Genomic DNA, 15,696 nt, shown 5'->3' on the forward strand with positions numbered 1-15,696 from the left:
GGTGTCAGCTGGCGTACGGTGGCCGGAGCGAGGGCGGCTCGGCCACCAGCGCCTCCCGGAGCCGCCGCTGTGCCCCCTTGAGCTGCTCGAGGATGCGCTCGGCGTCCACCACGGTGCGCATCGCCAGGCCGCACGCCGGCGTCAGCAGCACCTGTGAGCCCACCCGCGAGAACGAGTGCCCCGGTGGCAGCGCCGCCTTGAACGACACCTCCACCGCGTCCACCAGCTCGCCCACCTCGTACGAGGAGGCCAGGTCCGTGGGGATGATGCCCAGGCTCAGCGTCGCCCCCGACTCCAGGAAGCGAGCGAACGCGCCCGATTCCTCCAGCACCGCGTCGAGCGACAACCGCACGTCCAGCGACAGCATGTCCAGGCCCGCGTCCAGCAGGCTCGCCCAGTCCGTGTTGCCGCAGCAGTGCACGCCCACCAGTGCACCCTCGCGCTGCAGTGCCACCACCAGCAGCCGCAGCTCCTGCATGGCCAGCAGGTGCCTCGGGTTGGAGCGCTCGTAGGCGTACAGGCCCGGCTCGTCCAAGTAGAAGAGGGGTGTCGTCCCCGCCCGGCGCAACGCCTTCACCATCGCCAGCGAGCGCGCCAGCAGCAGCCGGAACATCGCCTCGTCCAACCCCGGCACGTCCAGCGCCGCGAGCCCATCGTTCGTGCGTGCCACCGAGCGCACCGTGAAGGGCCCCGCCAGCTGAGCCTTGGCGAAGGCCAGCTTCCGGTTCTCCACCTCCCACAGGAACGGCCGCCACGCCCGGCAACCCTCCAGCGACGGCTCGAAGGCCTCCAGCGCGCCCGAGGCGAGCGCCACCTCCAGCCGCGTCTCGAAGTCCCCGCGTGCCCGGCCCCACGCCTCCAGGTCCACCGTGCACATGCCCTCGTCGTCCCACCGCAGGCCCGGCAACCCCTCGAGCGCCTGCGGAATCATGAACTCCGAAGGCCGCCCCCCCGGCAACTGGGGCAGGAAGGGAATGTCCAGCGCGAGCGCGGCCTGGAGGCCCATCTCGAGCTGGGTGTGCGGAAGGCTCCCGATGCCGGTGGTGGCGCAGGTGGGCAGCAACTGGATGGCACGGCGGATGTTCGGCGCGCTCATGGTTCTCCCACTCTAACCCGCGACCCTCATTCCAGCCCCCATCGCCGCACGGCCCGGGCCATCGAGCCACCGCTCCACGGTGGAGAGGAACTCGTCCGGAATCTCCATCATCGGCGTGTGGCCGACCCCGGGGTACTCCACATACGTCCAGTCCGGCCGCACCCGGGCCAGCTCACGGGAGTTGGCCACTGGCACCAGCCGATCCTCGCTGCCCTGGACGAGCAGCGTGGGCACCCGGATTCCCAGCTCCATCGCTCGGAACGACTTCTTGCGCAGCAGCATCATCACCAGCGAGCGCGCCGCCTGGACGAACGCGTCATGGGCCCAGGGCATCCGCTCGTGCCGTTCGCGGGCGAACTCCACGTGTGCCCGGACCAGTTCCTCCGGGAAGCGGCTCAGGTCCCGGCAGCACAGCTTGAGCATGCCGCGTGCCAGCTTCTCGGGCGGATGCCGGGCCGCACGCCGCTTCACATAGAATTCACCCACGCCCGGAATCGCATAGAGGGCGAACAACACGAGCACATCCAGCTCCATCCGGGTGCCCTCGGCGCTCGGCTGCGCCGGGTCCACCAGCACCAGCCCGGACACCCGCTGGGGCGCGCGCGCCGCCTGCATCACGGAGAGGGCCCCGCCCATGGAGTTGCCCATCAAGAGGACGGGCTCGGAGGGGCTCACGGCCTGGAGGAAGCGGTCCAGCAGCACCTGGTTGGCGTGGACGCTCGCCGAGCGCCCGGCCAGCGGCGTCAGCCCGAAGCCCGCGAGATCCAGCGCCAGCACCCGGGCACGCCGGGCCAGCTTCTGCCCCACCATCATCCAGTTGTGGTGCGAGCCGCCCAGCCCGTGCACGAGCACCATCGTCGGCCCGGAGCCTCCGAAGTCCATGTAGTGAACAGGGCCGTCGAGCTCCAGCGTGCGGGTGATCATGGCCCCTCCTACCATGTTCCAAAACCGAAGGGGCCACCCGGCGGACGGCGCTGGACGCTGTCCGGAAGTCAGATAGCTTGCGCGCCCATGCTCGAGCTGCCCCCCCTGCCGCCCTCGCTGGAAGCCTGGCGCGAGCGCGTCGAGGCCGTCGTCGCCCCCTGCATCCTCTTCACCCCTCGAGACGAGGAGGATCCCACCCTCCCCGGGTGCCGCTACGGAGGGCACCCCCTCGTCCCACCGGGGACGGAGTGGCCCCACTCCCCCCAGGGCCCGCTCCACTTCGTGGGCCAGCTCGATTTCGCCGAGCTGGCCGCCTGCCGCGGCAAGGCCCTGCCGGAGCTGCCCAGGGATGGCGTCCTCGCCCTCTTCTATGATGTGCGGGAGCAGCACTGGGGGTTCGACCCCAAGGACAGCGCCTGGTGGAAGCTCCTCTGGACGCCGCGGAGCGCCGAGGCGGTGCCGCTCGCACCTCCGGCGGAACTGGAGGAGGCGGGCCTGGCCTTCGACCTTCCCCTGCGGCTGCAACCCCGGCTCGGCCTGTCCCTGCCCGGCCCCGAAGACCGCCGTACCCCCCCGCCCACGGAGGAATGGGGCCGGGACCAGGGGGATGACTACACGGTGCTGCGTGAGCGCCTCACGGGCGGCGAGCATACCCACCAGGTAGGGGGCCACCCCTGGTGGATCCAGAATGACGCGCGCCTGGAGGCCCAGCTCGTCAGCCACGGCCTGTACTGCGGCGATTCGCGCGGCTACAGCTCCCCCAAGGCCCGGAAGCTGGAGTCCGGGGCCTCCGAGTGGAACCTGCTATGGCAGGTCGCCTCGGACGACGCCTCCGGTTTCATGTGGGGAGACCTGGGCAACCTCTACCTGCTGATCCGGGACCAGGACCTCCGGGCCCGCCGGTTCGACCAGGCCTGGCTGGGCCTCCAGTGTGGGTAGAGCCCGGCCGGGCAGGCGGGCCGTCCTCCATCCGACAGGGCCCCCTCCCACCGGATTGGTAGCCAGTCCCTGGCTGCCATCTCGGACCCGGTGTAGGTTCGCACCCGTGCAATCGCAGAGTGGGCGGATTTCGAGGTGCTTTTACGCCCTTCTCGAACCCCGCTAAGCTGGAGCCGCCGCCGCGAGGCCCCCCTACATGAGTCCAGACGAAATCAAGAGCATCACCAAGAAGATCTTCTCCGCGTACCAGCTCAACGCGACGCTCGGCTCTGCGCCCATGGTGATCGCGTTCACCACGCTGCTCGGGCTCAAGGACGCGCAGGAGACGAGGATGGCCATCATCCTCGCGGGTGTCCTCACGGTCGTGCTGCTGCCGCCGCCCATCCTGTTCGCGCGGCGCGCCCTCCAGAAGGCCTACGAGACGAATGATCCCGAGACCCGGCTGCGGCACCTGCTCAAGATGCCCCGGCTGCTCGAGCTCCAGAACCTCAGCGTGCTGACGCTCTTCGCCGGCCTCTACGTGTCCGTGCTCGTCATCATGTACGGCAAGAGCTTCTCGGCCATCCCCCTGTCGCTGCTGATGATGTTCCTGGTGAGCGAGCTGATGTGGATCCAGGTGCGGCTCTCCATCGAGAGCTTCCTGCGTCCGTATGCGCTCAAGGAGTTCCACCGCATCCAGGCCCCCAACATCAAGGGCCGGGGCATCCTCTGGCCGCGCCAGGAGTGGTTCCTCCCCTACGCGTTCGGCATGTTCATCGCCACCACGGTGGTCTACATGCTGATCATCATCTACAAGCGCGCGGAGCTGATGCTCCCCACGATCGTCAAGGATCTCCAGGCGCTGCCCTCCAACCAGATCGAGGGCTACCTGGCCAGCAGCGTGGGTTCGATCGCGGGCAGCCTGGTGCTGCCGCTGGTGCTCGTGGGGCTCTACATCTTCCTCAACGCCGCCATCTCCGCGTGGCGCGTGGCCCGCCACCAGGTGGAGGGCGCGCGCTCCGTACAGGACTCCATCGAGGCGCTGGTGTCCGGTACGCCCAAGCTGCCGGCCTGGGTGAGCACCGATGAGATCGGCGACCTGGCCCAGGCCACGAGCAAGGCCTTCGAGCGGCTGCGGGCGCTGTCGCTGGCGCTCAAGGAGTCGGCGCGCAGCCTGGGCAGCTCGGCCCAGGAGCTGGGTGAGTCCACCACCAAGCAGACCGAGGTCCTCTCCCGCCAGGCCGCCGCGCTCCAGGAGACGCAGGTCACCGCCCAGGAAATCAAGGAGACCTCCACCCTGGCCTTCCAGAAGGCCGAGAACGTCCTCAAGGAGACCGAGCGCGCCGACGCCATCAGCCGCTCGGGCGAGGAGGCCATCGAGCAGAGCCTCAACGGCCTGGAGAGCATCCGCCAGCAGGTGATGGAGATGGCCCGGCGCATCAAGGATCTGGACAGCCGGACCCGGCAGATCGGCAACATCACCACCACGGTGAAGGACCTGGCCGACCAGTCCAACATGCTCGCGCTCAACGCCGCCATCGAGGCCGTGCGCTCGGGCGAGCACGGCAAGGGCTTCGCGGTGGTTGCTCGCGAAATCCGCATGCTGGCCGACCAGTCCATCAAGGCCACGCGCAACGTGCGCGAGCTGCTCCAGGACATCAGCACCGCCATCCGGACCACGGTGGAGATCACCGAGCGCGGCTCGGCGAAGATCGACGGCAGCTTGAAGCAGGTGCGTGAGTTCGGCGACAACATCCGCCAGCTGTCGGGCATCGTCCGGGAGAACGCCTCGTCGGTGCGGCAGATCTCCGCCGCGGTTGCCCAGCAGAACGCGGGCATCAGTCAGATCTTCCAGGCCGTCAACGAGCTGTCCACGATGATGGACCAGACGATGCAGCGGCTGCGCTCGTCCGAGGACGCGATGAACGTCGTCCAGGGCGTGGTCGACCGGGTCACCGGCTTCGTGGGCGAGTACGACTGGAAGGACGAGCAGACCTCCCTGGCCGCGGGCCTGGCGTCGTCGCGGCAGGCGCCCCGGCTCGAGGAGTAGGCCTCCACCACCCCCGCAAGCACACGGGCCCCTCCCCTCCAGGGCTGAACCTGGAGCGAAGGGGCCCGTCGTGTTTCCGGCCTCAGGCGCTGGTCTGCTTCTGCTTGCGCAGATCCAACATCAGCATGGCGCCCAGCTCGAAGATCGTGTCGACGCGCTCCATGCGGTAGAGCTCCTTGGAGATCCAGCACTTCACCTTGGTCTCCAGCCGCTCGAAGGGGCGGTAGTTGTGGAGCATCCACTTGAAGGCCCGCTCGAGCGCCGGAGCGATGCCCGCGTGGGTGAAGCCGTTGCGCTCCAGGAAGCCGAGCATCAGCACGGCGTAGGACGTCTCCGTCATGTTCGAGACGCCGTCCGTGCTCCAGCCCCCATCCGGCTCCTGCGCCACGAGCACCGCGTCCAGCGCATGGCGCAGCTCGTGCTCGTGCTGCGAGCCGGTGAGCGCGATGGCCGAGTGCAGGGTGGTGTACAGCCAGGAGCGGTTCCACTTGTCGACGGACCAGCGGCCATCCGGCTCCTGGCGCTCGAGGAGGTAGCGCTGGTAGGGCGCCACGTCCTTCTTGAGCAGCATCAGGGCGTGGATGCAGCGGGCCGTCAGCGTCGGGGAAGAGTGCATCTCACCCGGGTAGGCGACGAAGTGGTCCTCCTTCTGGAACCGCTCCAGGATGGCCGGGTCGACCTCCATGTTGAAGGCGTGCATGAGGGCGATCACCGCGCTCGTGTCGTCGCCATCGTGCAGGTAGAAGTCGCTCATGCCGATGCCCTTGGGACCCAGGGCCCGGGTCAGGTCCTTCATCACCGGGGCCACCACGGACTCCAGCTGGGGATGCTTGAGGACATCCGCCACGAGCAGGCCGTAGAGGGCGAAGCACTGCTCGAAGTAGTTGTGCGGCGCGCCGACCGGCACGAGCCCCGGAATGCCCGTCTCGGTCGCGAGGGAGGTCTTCCTCACGTACTCGCGTCCACGCTCGGCGCATTTCTGCAGCGCCGCCTGCTCCGGGCTGCCCTCCTGCAGCCGCGCGCATTTGGCCTCGGCGGCCTTCACCCAGGCCGCGGTCGCCGACGGGCTGTGGCCGATGCTGCCCGCGCCATCCATCAGCACCGGGTTGGGCTCGGTCCCGAAGGTCTCCCAGACGTGGAACCAGGGGACGCCCGGAATCACGGGCAGGGTCGCGATGATCTTCCGCTTGCGCTCTCCGAGCTCGATGAGCTTCGCGTAGGGCCTGCGGGGGAACTCCACGTCCGTGGGGCCCAGGGCGTCGAGCAGGCTGGGAAGGATGATCTCCCCGGCCACGGGCAGGTCGTCCTTGTTCATCTTCGCCCAGTTGGTGGCCTGCTTGCGCAGGAAGTGCAGGCCGGCGTTGATGGCGTCCTTCGTCGCCTGGCGGCGGCCGTGCTGCTGCAGGACCAGGATGGCGGCCAGGGTGGGAATGTCCCGGTGCAGCGGCATGACGGGATCGCCCCAGCCCCCATCGCCGTACTGCCGCGACAGCAGCCAGTCCACCACGGGCCACGGCGTCTCTCCCTGGGGGAGGAACCGCAAGACCTGCGACGTGTCGTAGATGGACGGGCTCATCAACCCGCCGTTCTTGCCCGTGACCGCGAGCAGCGAGTGCAACTCCGCCACCAAGACATCCTGGATTCGTTTCATTGGGAGGAAGGCACCTTTCGGGGAGAGGGTGGGGGATGGCGCATCAGCCGGAGCGCTCGGGCGCATCGGGTTCCGCGTGGTGGAACTCGCGCTGCAGGTAGAAACCCAGGGCGAAGTAGCCCATGGTGACCAACGCCTGCCCCCACGCCTGGAGGGGGCCGGGCAACTGCTTCACGACACCTTGGAGGGTCTCGAGGTGCTGCCCGCATCGCTCGACGGCCACCCGCTCGGCCTCCGCCTCGGGCATCCCCCCCGCCATCAACAGGATGAGGCTGTTGAACTTTCCCTCGGCCCGCTCGCGCTCCAGGCCGCGCACGTCGTTGATCCACCGGCCGGCCAGCGCGTTCTCCGAGAGTGCCCGCTCGATGAGCGGCTCCTGGAGGGGCTCGCCCGGGAAGTCGGGCCCGAACACGACGAGCACCGCGCTGAAGTACATGGTCCCGCCGCTGCTGTACTGCGTCACGGACAGGTATTCATCCAGAGGAGGCGCACCGCCGTGCACCGGGTAGTGGCGCTTGTCCCGCAGCTCCTTGGCGTGGGCCTCGCACATGCGCCGGAAGTGCTCCCGCCAGAGCGGCAGGAAGCGCGCCCCCGAGGCCTTCTGAAGCTCCCGCGTGACGTCCTGGATGGCGGCACCGAGGGAGCTGGCCGGATCGCTGCCCGTCCACGCATGGGACTCGGGGCGCGCCGCCGTCTCCACGAAGCGCTCGAGCGCCTGGAAGATGTCGGCATCCGCGTACGTGCCGATCTCCCCATCGGCGATGTCATCCACGGCGAAGACGAGCAGCCCCACCTGGGAGAGGAGCAGGAGCAGGGCGGCCGAGGCCTCCGGGAAGGGCAGGATGCACGCCATGGCGGTGGACTTGAGCCGCGAGGCGGCCATCACCGGGAAGCGCTCGCGCCAGGCCCTCAGCGCGGGAAGGATTTCCGCGACCCGGGCCTGGACCCGCGCCATCTGCTCCGGCGGGACGCTCTGGCGCTGCACCTCCGCGTACTGGTTGCGAAGCTCCCGAACGACTCCGAAATGCTTGCCTTCCGGGTTACGCGTGCTCATGGGCAGAGGGGCTCCAGGGCCTTGGTGGCGAACGACTCACCACCAGTAAAACTGGAGTTCTACCATGATTGCGCAATCAACTGTATCCCCCCTGACCCACCTCCGGGTAACAGGTGACTCACCGGGCGGGCGTGAGACCCCTTTTCACCCACCCGCCCCTACACCGAGGAGGGCTTCCCGAGAACCGCTCAGGTCACCGCGAAGTAGTGGGCCTGGGGGTGGTGGAAGACGAGCGCGGACACGCTGGCCTCGGGCTCCATCATGCAGCCGTCGGTGAGCTGCACGCCGATGTCCTCCGGCCGCAGCGCCTGGAAGAGCAGCGTCTGGTCCTCCAGGCGGGGGCACGCCGGGTAGCCGAAGGAGTAGCGCTTGCCCTGGTACTCGGCGCGGAAGCGCTCCAGCATCGTCAGGTCCGGCCGATCCGGGAAGCCCCACATGCTGCGCAGCTGCGAGTGCAGCATCTCCGCGTAGGCCTCGGCCGTCTCCAGCGCGAGCGCCTGCACCGCGTGCATCTTCAGGAACTCGCCCCTGGCCTTGTACTCCTCGCTCAGCTCGCGGATGCCCTGCCCGGCCGTCACCACGAACATGGCCAGGTTGTCGCGCGGCTCGCCCTTGTCCAGCGGCGCCACGAAGTCCGACAGGCACAGCCCGCCCGGCTTGTCCTGACGCGGCAGCTCGAACACCACGCTCGGCCGGCCCGTCTCCCCGTCGAAGAGGTGGAGACGGTTGCCGTCACTGCCCGCCTTGAAGAACTGGAACACGGCCTTGGCCTGCATGCGCCCGCCGCGCAGGAAGCCCTTGATGGACTCCACGTGCTCCTTGAGCGCGAGCGCCTTGCGGCCCTCCTCCGTCTTCGCCAGCTCCGCCTCGGCGGGCGTGCCCAGCGCGCGAGACGCCGTGCGCAGACCCAGGTGCCGTCCGTACAGCATCACCGGGTTCACGAAGCGCCAGATGGAGTCCAGCGGCGTGTTCGTCAGCACATGCCGCGTGTAGTCCGGCGCCGGCGGCACCTGCTCCAGGATGGACACCTCCGGGCTGCGCGTCACCGTCACCGGAGCGCTGGCCTTGGGCCTGTCCTTGTCCTGCTGCGCCAGCTTCGTGCGGCGATCGGCCAGGTCCCCCTTGAGCTTCTCGTGCGCCGCCGGGTCGACGATCTGCTTGGCCAGCTCCAGGCCGCTCATCGCGTCCTGCGCGTACGCCACCGTGCCCTCGTACGCCGGAGCGATGTTGCGGTCCACGAAGTTGCGGCTCAGCGCCGCGCCGCCCACCAGGATGGGCACGTCCACGCCCTGGCGCTTGAGGTCCTCCGCCGTGGCCACCATCTGGTGCGCGCTCTTCACCAGCAGGCCGCTCAGGCCGACGATGTCCGGCGTGTGCTCGCGCACCGCGCGCACGAGCTGCTCGGGCGGAACCTTGATGCCCAGGTTCACCACCTGGAAGCCGTTGTTGGCGAGGATGATCTCCACCAGGTTCTTCCCGATGTCGTGCACATCTCCCTTCACCGTGGCGAGCACGATCTTCCCGCGAGAGGCCGCCTGGGCCTTGCTCATCCGCGGCTCCAGGTGGCTCACCGCCGCCTTCATCGCCTCGGCGCTCTGGAGCACCTCGGCGACGATGAGCTCGTTGGCCCCGAAGAGCCGGCCCACCTCGTCCATGCCCTTCATCAGCGGGCCGTTGATGATGTCCAGCGGCGCGTACTTCTCCATCGCCAGGTCCAGGTCCGCCTGCAGGCCGTCGCGGCTGCCCTCGATGATGTAGCGCTGCAGCCGCTCCTCCAGCGGCAGCGTGCTCACGTCCGCCTTCTTCGGCTTGCGCTCGCGGAAGTGCGCGGCGAAGGGCGCCACGGGGTCCGTGCCCCGGTTGTAGAGCAGATCCTCGGAGAGCTGGCGCTCCTCGGCGGGCAGCGATGGGTAGCGCTCCAGCTTCTCCGAGTTGACGAGCGCCATGTCCAGGCCAGCCTGGACGCAGTGGTAGAGGAACACCGAGTTGAGCACCTCGCGGCCCGCGGTGGGCAGGCCGAAGGACACGTTGGAGATGCCCAGCACCGTCTTGCACTGGGGGAAGCGCTGTTTGATGAGGCGCACGCCCTCGATGGTCTCCACCGCGCTGCCCGTGTACTGCGCATCGCCCGAGGCGCACGGGAACACGAGCGGATCGAAGTACAGGTCCTCCGCCTTCATCCCATACTTGCCAGTGAGCAGCTCGAAGGAGCGCTCGGCCACCTCCAGCTTGCGCTGGCGCGTGACGGCCATGCCTTTCTCGTCGATGCACCCCACCACCAGCGCCGCGCCGAACTCGCGCGCCAGGGGCACCACCTTCTCGAAGCGCTCCTCGCCATCCTCCAGGTTCACCGAGTTGATGATGGCCTTGCCCTGCGAGTACGTGAGCGCCATCGCGATGACGCGCTCGTCCGTGGAGTCGATCATCAAGGGCACGCGCACCTTCTTGACGACCACTTCTAGGAAGCGGCGCATGTCCTCGAGCTCGTCCCGGTCCGGGTTGGCCAGGCAGATGTCGATGACCTGCGCCCCCCGCTTCACCTGGGCCCGGGCGACCTCCGAGGCGTCCTCGAGCTGCCCGGCGACGATGAGCTCCTTGAACTTCTTGCTGCCGATGACGTTGGTGCGCTCGCCGACGATGACCGGGCGCTCCTCGTCCCGCACCTCCAGGAAGTCCACCCCGGACAGCGTCGAGCGCGCCGGCGGCACGTTGCGGCGCGGCGTGAGGCCCTTCACCGCCTCGGCGAGGGCGCGCACGTGGCCCGTGTGCGTGCCACAACACCCGCCCACCACGTTGAGCCAGCCCTGCTCACAGAAGCGGCGCAGCGAGCGCGCCAGCATCTCCGGCGTCTCCAGGTAGTGCCCGTTCTCGTCCGGCAGGCCCGCGTTGGGCACGCACGACACCGCGAAGGGGCTCATGGCCGCCAGCGAGCGGATGTGGTCCGTCATGAACTCGGGGCCCGTGGCGCAGTTGAGGCCCAGGTACAGCAGCTCCACGTGCTCCAGCGACGCCGCCAGCGCCTCCACGGACTGGCCCGCCAGCATGGTGCCCATGGGCTCGATGGTGCCGGACACCGCCACCGGCAGCTTCCACCCCAGCTTGCGGAAGGCCCGCTCGCACCCGAGCAGCGCCGCCTTCACGTTGCGCGTGTCCTGGCACGTCTCCACCAGCAGGTAGTCCGAGCCCCCCAGCGCGAGCCCCTCCACCTGCACGGCGAAGTTGTCCACCAGCTCCTCGAAGGTGATGCCTCCCGTCACGCTGATGGCCTTCGTGGTGGGGCCGATGGAGCCCGCCACCCAGCGCATCCGCCCATCCCGCGCCTCGGCGGCCTCGGCGGCGTTGCGCGCCAGCTTCGACGCCGCGATGTTGATCTCCAGCGCCTTGTGCGAGAGGCCGAACTCGCCCAACACCAGCGGCGTGCCGCCGAAGCTGTCCGTCTCCGTCACGTCTGCGTTCGAGGCGAAGTACTCCGCGTGGATGCTCTCGATGACGTCCGGCCGCGTGAGCACGAGGTGCTCGTTGCAGCCCTCGTACTCGGCCCCGCCGAAGTCCGCTGCCTTGAGGTTCTTGGCCTGCAGCAGCGTGCCCATGGCGCCATCCAGCACCAGCACGCGCTCACGCAGGGCGGCCCGCAGGGCCTCCACGCGGCGGCCGTTCACACCCGGCGGGGGAGGAAGGGAAGCGGGAAGATGGCTGCTCATGTCCGTTTGACTCCGGTCAGGAGGAAGACGCGGAAGGGGCTCGCCCCCTCGCGTGCATGCGTTTCGCGCGTGAGCGAGCCGAAGCCCACCTCGCGCAGGGTGTTCTCGAGCGCCTCCGGCGCGAAGCCGAGGTGCCGGTGGCCCAACCGCTCCAGCACCCACCGCTCGTCGTGAGGCATCAGCTCCAACAGCACCAGCTTGCCCCCGGGCTTGAGGATGCGCGCCGCCTCGGCCAGCACCGCGGGCGGGGACTCCACGTGGTGGAGGCTCTGGGAGATGACCACCAGGTCCCGCTCGCCCGCCGGCAGCGACAGCCGGTGCAGGTCCTCGCGCAGGAAGGTGATGTTGGTGCGGCCCTCGCGGGCGGCGCGCTCGCGGGCCTGCGCCAATGCGGCCTCGCTCTGGTCGATGGCCCACACCCGCGACGCCCACCGCGCCATGGCCAGCGAGAGCACACCCGTGCCGCATCCAAAGTCCGCCACATCCAGCGCCGGCAGCAGCGAGGCCAGCGCCCCCGCCCACAGGAACCAGGACTGTCCCGGCTCCAACAGCCGCTCATTGAGCGCCTGCCGGTCCTCACGCTGCCGCAGTAGATCCTGCAGCCGGGCCAGGTCCCCTTCCTCGTCCTCTGCCTCGCGGGCCAGGCGGACGAGCGGCCAGCGCGAGTCCGTCTGATCCACCGCCAACGAGTAGTAGGTGAAGCCCGCCTGCCGCTCCTCGCGGATGAGCTCCAGCCCCTTGAGCTTGCCCAGGTGGTGCGACACCGAGGACTGCGCCACCCCCACCAGGGACACCAGCTCCGACACGTTCAGCGGCGCCCGCGCCACCAGACGCAGGATGCGCAGCCGAGTCGGGTCACCCAGGGCCCTGAAGGATTGGGACAGCTCTTTCATATCTCCGAATCAACATATATCGATGCATCCTGGAAGACCAGGGAAGCCCGACCGGGCGACGCAGCGCGTTGCCATGTGGGGAACGGTCGTCTAGAGACAGGTCCATGCCCGCTCCATCCCTGCGCCAGCTTCTCGAAGGCAAACGTTTCGGACTCGTTCTCTCCGCCGGGTACTTCGGCTTCTACGGACACGCCGGCTTCCTCAAGGGCCTGGCGGCCACGGGACTGAAGCCCTCGGCGTACGCCGGGACGAGCGCGGGAGGCCTGGTCGCCGCGTATGCGGCCGCGGGAGCGAGCGTGCACGCCATCGAGGAGCTGGTGCTCAAGCAGACGCGCGACAACTTCTGGGACCCGGACCCCATTGGCGCGGTGCTCAACGCCCTGCCGCGCGAGGGCCACGGGGCCACTGGCCTGCTCAAGGGCGAGCGCTTCCGCAAGCTGCTGGAGCAGACGCTGCCGGTGAGCACCTTCGAGGAGCTGCCGCACCCGCTGCTGCTGGCGAGCGCCAACCTCACGCAGGGGACACACGAGGTCTTCACCTCGGGCGAGCTGGCGCCGAGGGTGCACGCCACGTGCGCCTACCCGGGCCTGTTCCGCGCGGTGCGGCTGGGGAGGGACCTGTACTGGGACGGAGGGCTGGTGGACAAGGCGCCCGCGCTGTCGATGCGGGAGAGCCGCTTTGGCCAGGAGCTGGACGCCATCCTCGTGCACTACCTGCCGAGCCGCACGCGCAAGATGCTGGGCGGGCCCATGGCGTACGCACAGGGGATTGCCGCGGGCTCGGCGGCGCTGCGGCACGACCACTTCCGGCTGCAACTGTCGCTGCTGAAGGAGCGCGGCTTCCCCGTCTACGTGGTGGTGTCCAACCTGCCGCCCGTGTCCCCGTCGCAGATGGAGCGCGGCTTCGATGCGCTGCACCAGGCGAAGCTGAGCGCCGAGCGCGCCATGGCGCGGCCTCCCGTGCCTTTCGAGGTGGCGTGAGTCAATGAATCAACAATGCTGCCGATGGTGTCGGAGGAGCCTGACGACGCTGGCGGTGCGCATGCTCGTGGGGTGAGCGTGCGCGGCAGTGGGTCAGCGCTGTTTCCTGGCCCTGCGCTCCCGTATCTCCTTGATTCGCTCGCGGATCTCGAGGTCTCTGGGGGTGGGCGGGTGCTTGGGGATCTCCGACTCCGGCAGCTCCTGGAACTCACAGGTGAACATCCCGGGCAGGTGCTTGTGGATATCACCGATTTCAAGAGTTGAGCCATACAACTCCAGGACGTCTCCCTGAGGTGGAAACTTATCCATCTGACTGGGCCAGATGCAGAGGTTGGTTTCCCGCTCGAGCCTGTCCCAGAGCTCGGCCAAAGCCTTCCATGCTTCTGCGGCGCGGGAACGGTCGTAGGGGCGCAAGGTGAGCTTGCCGCTGATGGACACGATGAAGGGGGGGTTGGGATCGAAATCCGAGATATCCTTCCCACAATTCGTGCACTGTGTCGGGCTCGTGGAGTAGTGCCCGCAATACTCGCAGAAGAACTGCTCGTCGCTCATGGCGCCTCCAGAAGAGAGGGCGCGGCTTTGCCGTATCGTTTCAGCAGTTCTTGATATGTCATGCGCTCCATCCACCGGCTCGGTGGGAGCCTGCGCGGTACGCGAGCCGGACGCACCGCACCGCTCACAGCCCGCGAGCGCCAGAAGGGCCACCAAGAAGGTGAGGCGTATCCTGAAACGGTCGGAAATGAGCATCAGGAACTCTCTCCAACGCAGGCAGCATCACGCACTCGTCCCTGCAGTTCCAGCAGACGGCCCTTGGGAAGAACGGGCTGAGTGTTGTGCTGCCTCGGCGGGTCGAGCAGGGCGTTCAGCGCCCGTAGCGGCGGTGGTCCACCATCAGGCAGCGGTCCTGCACCACCTTGATGCCGGCCTCGGCCAGCCGCCGGGCCGCCGCGTCGTTGCGGATGCCCGACTGGAACCACACCACCTTGGGCTTCTTGGCCAGGATGTCCTCCACGTGCTGGTCGATGTCCTGCGGCCGGCGGAACACGTCCACCAGATCGATGTCCCCGGGGATGTCCACCAGCCGCCGGAACACCGGCTTGCCGAGGATGTGCGTCACGTCCGGGTAGTAGACGGGCACCGGCACCACGTCCACCCCCGCCTGCGCCAGGTACTCCGGCACGTAGAAGGCCGGCTGGCCCTCGTGCTGCTCCGTCTTGATGCCCAGCACCGCCACGCGCTTGCTGCCCTGCACCACCGCGCGGATGCCCGCCTCGTCCTGGATGAGGTTCTGCTCGTAGCTCATCGTTGCTCCTCCTCGGGCGCCTGCACCGACTCCAGCGCCGACTGCGTCGCCCACGTCCACGTCTCTCCGTCCAATGTCGCCCGCAGGGTGAACCCTCGCCGCACCGGGAGGAAGCGGATCCTGCCGAGCAACTGTTCTCCCTCACACTCAACCCCGGGCGCCAGCTCCGGGTTCCCCGCCTGGCGCAGCGCCTCGCGTACCGCCTCGGGCGCGTCCTCTCCCGGCGCCCCCAGGCAGCGCAGCGTGAACACCATCGCCTCGCCGTACTCGGTCGTCACCGTGCCGGTGAAGGTGCGCTCCAGCAGGTACGCCACCTCGCGCCCGCCCAGCGGCACCGTGCCCACCACGTAGAGGTGCTGTCCCTGATCCAGAGACCGCCCGTAGAGGCCGCCGTACTTCACCTCCCACTCGGCACGCGTGCGCGCCTCCAGCGCGTCCGGTGAGAAGAAGCGCTCCAGCGGCGAAACGTCCTGCCCCGCCGGCGCCACCTGTTTGAGCGCCGCCAGCGCGGCCTCGGGGTCTTCCACCCGCACGTAGGTGCCATCCGCCGCGAGCCGCACGCGCAGGGTGACTCGCGTGAGGACGTCATCCACCAGCGTCTTCACCGGAGAACCGTCCCGCGAGTAGCGCGCTCCCGTCACCCGCTGCGTGAGGAGCCAGCTCCCCTGCTCTCGGGTGAAACCCGTGACGGTGGTCAACTGCGCCTCCTGTGCGCCCGGCGCCCCACTGCGCCGCAGCGAGCTCTTCACCGTCTCGGTGAGCATCGAGCCCTCGGGAGGCCGGAACTCGAGCCGCGGGGGAGGCGGCGCGGCCGGCTCGGGCATCAGCGAAGGGACGTTGTGGCTGCACGCGGCGGCCGAGGCCACGAGGAGCAGCAGGAAGCACGAACGGAGGGCGCACATGACGTCCGCGCACGCTGGCAGAAAGTTCCACGACCCGCGAGCGCCTCGACGGACAGCGGGAACTTCTCCGCCGACGCGATGTCCGAGGACGCACGTCGAAAACCGCACAGGACCGAGCGGATACTGACAGGCGCCCTCCAGGGGTTGGAGGGCGCACCGGATGGATTCGCAACCCGACGGCAGCGGCAGGTGCTGCAAGGGACGCTGAACCTCATCCGCGAGCG

Annotated in this window: 12 protein-coding genes; 3 read left to right on the plus strand and 9 right to left on the minus strand. The window is 68.9% G+C overall.

The genetic code is table 11. The features are described 5' to 3' along the window. Positions 1 to 4: 4 nt before the first annotated feature. Positions 5 to 1,096: a hypothetical protein gene (locus tag DAT35_RS43545; RefSeq protein WP_108075225.1), complete on the minus strand. Its 1,092-nt coding sequence runs from the start codon at positions 1,094 to 1,096 to the stop codon at positions 5 to 7. Between the two features lie 12 nt (positions 1,097 to 1,108). Beyond that, positions 1,109 to 2,020, minus strand: coding sequence for an alpha/beta fold hydrolase (locus tag DAT35_RS43550; RefSeq protein WP_158502127.1), 912 nt, complete (start codon positions 2,018 to 2,020; stop codon positions 1,109 to 1,111). 87 nt (positions 2,021 to 2,107) lie between these two features. Between DAT35_RS43550 and DAT35_RS43555 the strand changes: the two genes are divergently transcribed. Further along, positions 2,108 to 2,959 (plus strand): YwqG family protein, encoded by an 852-nt coding sequence (locus DAT35_RS43555; RefSeq protein ID WP_108075227.1) that lies wholly within the window; start codon positions 2,108 to 2,110, stop codon positions 2,957 to 2,959. A gap of 196 nt (positions 2,960 to 3,155) precedes the next feature. Next, positions 3,156 to 4,988 (plus strand): methyl-accepting chemotaxis protein, encoded by a 1,833-nt coding sequence (locus tag DAT35_RS43565; protein ID WP_158502128.1) that lies wholly within the window; start codon positions 3,156 to 3,158, stop codon positions 4,986 to 4,988. An 82-nt stretch (positions 4,989 to 5,070) separates the two neighbouring features. Here DAT35_RS43565 and DAT35_RS43570 read toward each other — a convergent pair whose 3' ends face one another. From DAT35_RS43570 to DAT35_RS43585, 4 genes are all read right to left on the minus strand, one after another. After that, the gene (locus DAT35_RS43570) at positions 5,071 to 6,639 is read right to left on the minus strand and encodes a hypothetical protein (protein ID WP_158502129.1); all 1,569 of its coding nucleotides are present in this window, start codon (positions 6,637 to 6,639) and stop codon (positions 5,071 to 5,073) included. A gap of 43 nt (positions 6,640 to 6,682) precedes the next feature. Next, the gene (locus tag DAT35_RS43575) at positions 6,683 to 7,693 is read right to left on the minus strand and encodes a terpene synthase family protein (protein WP_108075231.1); all 1,011 of its coding nucleotides are present in this window, start codon (positions 7,691 to 7,693) and stop codon (positions 6,683 to 6,685) included. Positions 7,694 to 7,881: 188 nt separating this feature from the next. Continuing rightward, entirely contained in the window at positions 7,882 to 11,394 is a 3,513-nt protein-coding gene (metH, locus tag DAT35_RS43580; protein ID WP_108075232.1) for a methionine synthase, read from the minus strand. Beyond that, positions 11,391 to 12,287 (minus strand): metalloregulator ArsR/SmtB family transcription factor, encoded by an 897-nt coding sequence (locus DAT35_RS43585; protein ID WP_108075233.1) that lies wholly within the window; start codon positions 12,285 to 12,287, stop codon positions 11,391 to 11,393. The genes metH and DAT35_RS43585 overlap by 4 nt, the downstream gene beginning before the upstream one ends. A 104-nt stretch (positions 12,288 to 12,391) precedes the next feature. Here DAT35_RS43585 and DAT35_RS43590 point away from each other — a divergent pair, with 104 nt between their 5' ends. Next, the gene (locus DAT35_RS43590; RefSeq protein WP_108075234.1) at positions 12,392 to 13,267 is read left to right on the plus strand and encodes a patatin-like phospholipase family protein; all 876 of its coding nucleotides are present in this window, start codon (positions 12,392 to 12,394) and stop codon (positions 13,265 to 13,267) included. Between the two features lie 93 nt (positions 13,268 to 13,360). On the opposite strand, the gene DAT35_RS43595 is transcribed toward DAT35_RS43590, so the two are convergent. From DAT35_RS43595 to DAT35_RS43605, 3 genes are all read right to left on the minus strand, one after another. Next, complete coding sequence (locus DAT35_RS43595) at positions 13,361 to 13,819, minus strand: hypothetical protein (RefSeq protein ID WP_108075235.1); 459 nt, start codon at positions 13,817 to 13,819, stop codon at positions 13,361 to 13,363. Between the two features lie 310 nt (positions 13,820 to 14,129). Continuing rightward, positions 14,130 to 14,570, minus strand: a complete 441-nt coding sequence (locus DAT35_RS43600) for a CoA-binding protein (RefSeq protein WP_108075236.1) — start codon at positions 14,568 to 14,570, stop codon at positions 14,130 to 14,132. After that, entirely contained in the window at positions 14,567 to 15,472 is a 906-nt protein-coding gene (locus tag DAT35_RS43605) for a hypothetical protein (RefSeq protein WP_108075237.1), read from the minus strand. Before DAT35_RS43605 ends, DAT35_RS43600 begins: the two co-directional genes overlap by 4 nt. Positions 15,473 to 15,696: the final 224 nt, after the last annotated feature.

The sequence above is a fragment of the Vitiosangium sp. GDMCC 1.1324 genome, assembly GCF_003044305.1.
GTDB lineage: Bacteria > Myxococcota > Myxococcia > Myxococcales > Myxococcaceae > Archangium.

What these genes read in the sequence shown, in the direction of transcription:
- DAT35_RS43555 (WP_108075227.1), top strand. Translation starts at nt 2,108, where the DNA reads ATGCTCGAGCTGCCCCCCCTGCCGCCCTCGCTGGAAGCCTGGCGCGAG.
- DAT35_RS43565 (WP_158502128.1), top strand. Translation starts at nt 3,156, where the DNA reads ATGAGTCCAGACGAAATCAAGAGCATCACCAAGAAGATCTTCTCCGCG.
- DAT35_RS43605 (WP_108075237.1), bottom strand. Translation starts at nt 15,472, where the DNA reads ATGTGCGCCCTCCGTTCGTGCTTCCTGCTGCTCCTCGTGGCCTCGGCC.
- DAT35_RS43550 (WP_158502127.1), bottom strand. Translation starts at nt 2,020, where the DNA reads ATGATCACCCGCACGCTGGAGCTCGACGGCCCTGTTCACTACATGGAC.
- DAT35_RS43600 (WP_108075236.1), bottom strand. Translation starts at nt 14,570, where the DNA reads ATGAGCTACGAGCAGAACCTCATCCAGGACGAGGCGGGCATCCGCGCG.
- DAT35_RS43570 (WP_158502129.1), bottom strand. Translation starts at nt 6,639, where the DNA reads ATGAAACGAATCCAGGATGTCTTGGTGGCGGAGTTGCACTCGCTGCTC.
- metH (WP_108075232.1), bottom strand. Translation starts at nt 11,394, where the DNA reads ATGAGCAGCCATCTTCCCGCTTCCCTTCCTCCCCCGCCGGGTGTGAAC.
- DAT35_RS43595 (WP_108075235.1), bottom strand. Translation starts at nt 13,819, where the DNA reads ATGAGCGACGAGCAGTTCTTCTGCGAGTATTGCGGGCACTACTCCACG.
- DAT35_RS43585 (WP_108075233.1), bottom strand. Translation starts at nt 12,287, where the DNA reads ATGAAAGAGCTGTCCCAATCCTTCAGGGCCCTGGGTGACCCGACTCGG.
- DAT35_RS43545 (WP_108075225.1), bottom strand. Translation starts at nt 1,096, where the DNA reads ATGAGCGCGCCGAACATCCGCCGTGCCATCCAGTTGCTGCCCACCTGC.
- DAT35_RS43590 (WP_108075234.1), top strand. Translation starts at nt 12,392, where the DNA reads ATGCCCGCTCCATCCCTGCGCCAGCTTCTCGAAGGCAAACGTTTCGGA.
- DAT35_RS43575 (WP_108075231.1), bottom strand. Translation starts at nt 7,693, where the DNA reads ATGAGCACGCGTAACCCGGAAGGCAAGCATTTCGGAGTCGTTCGGGAG.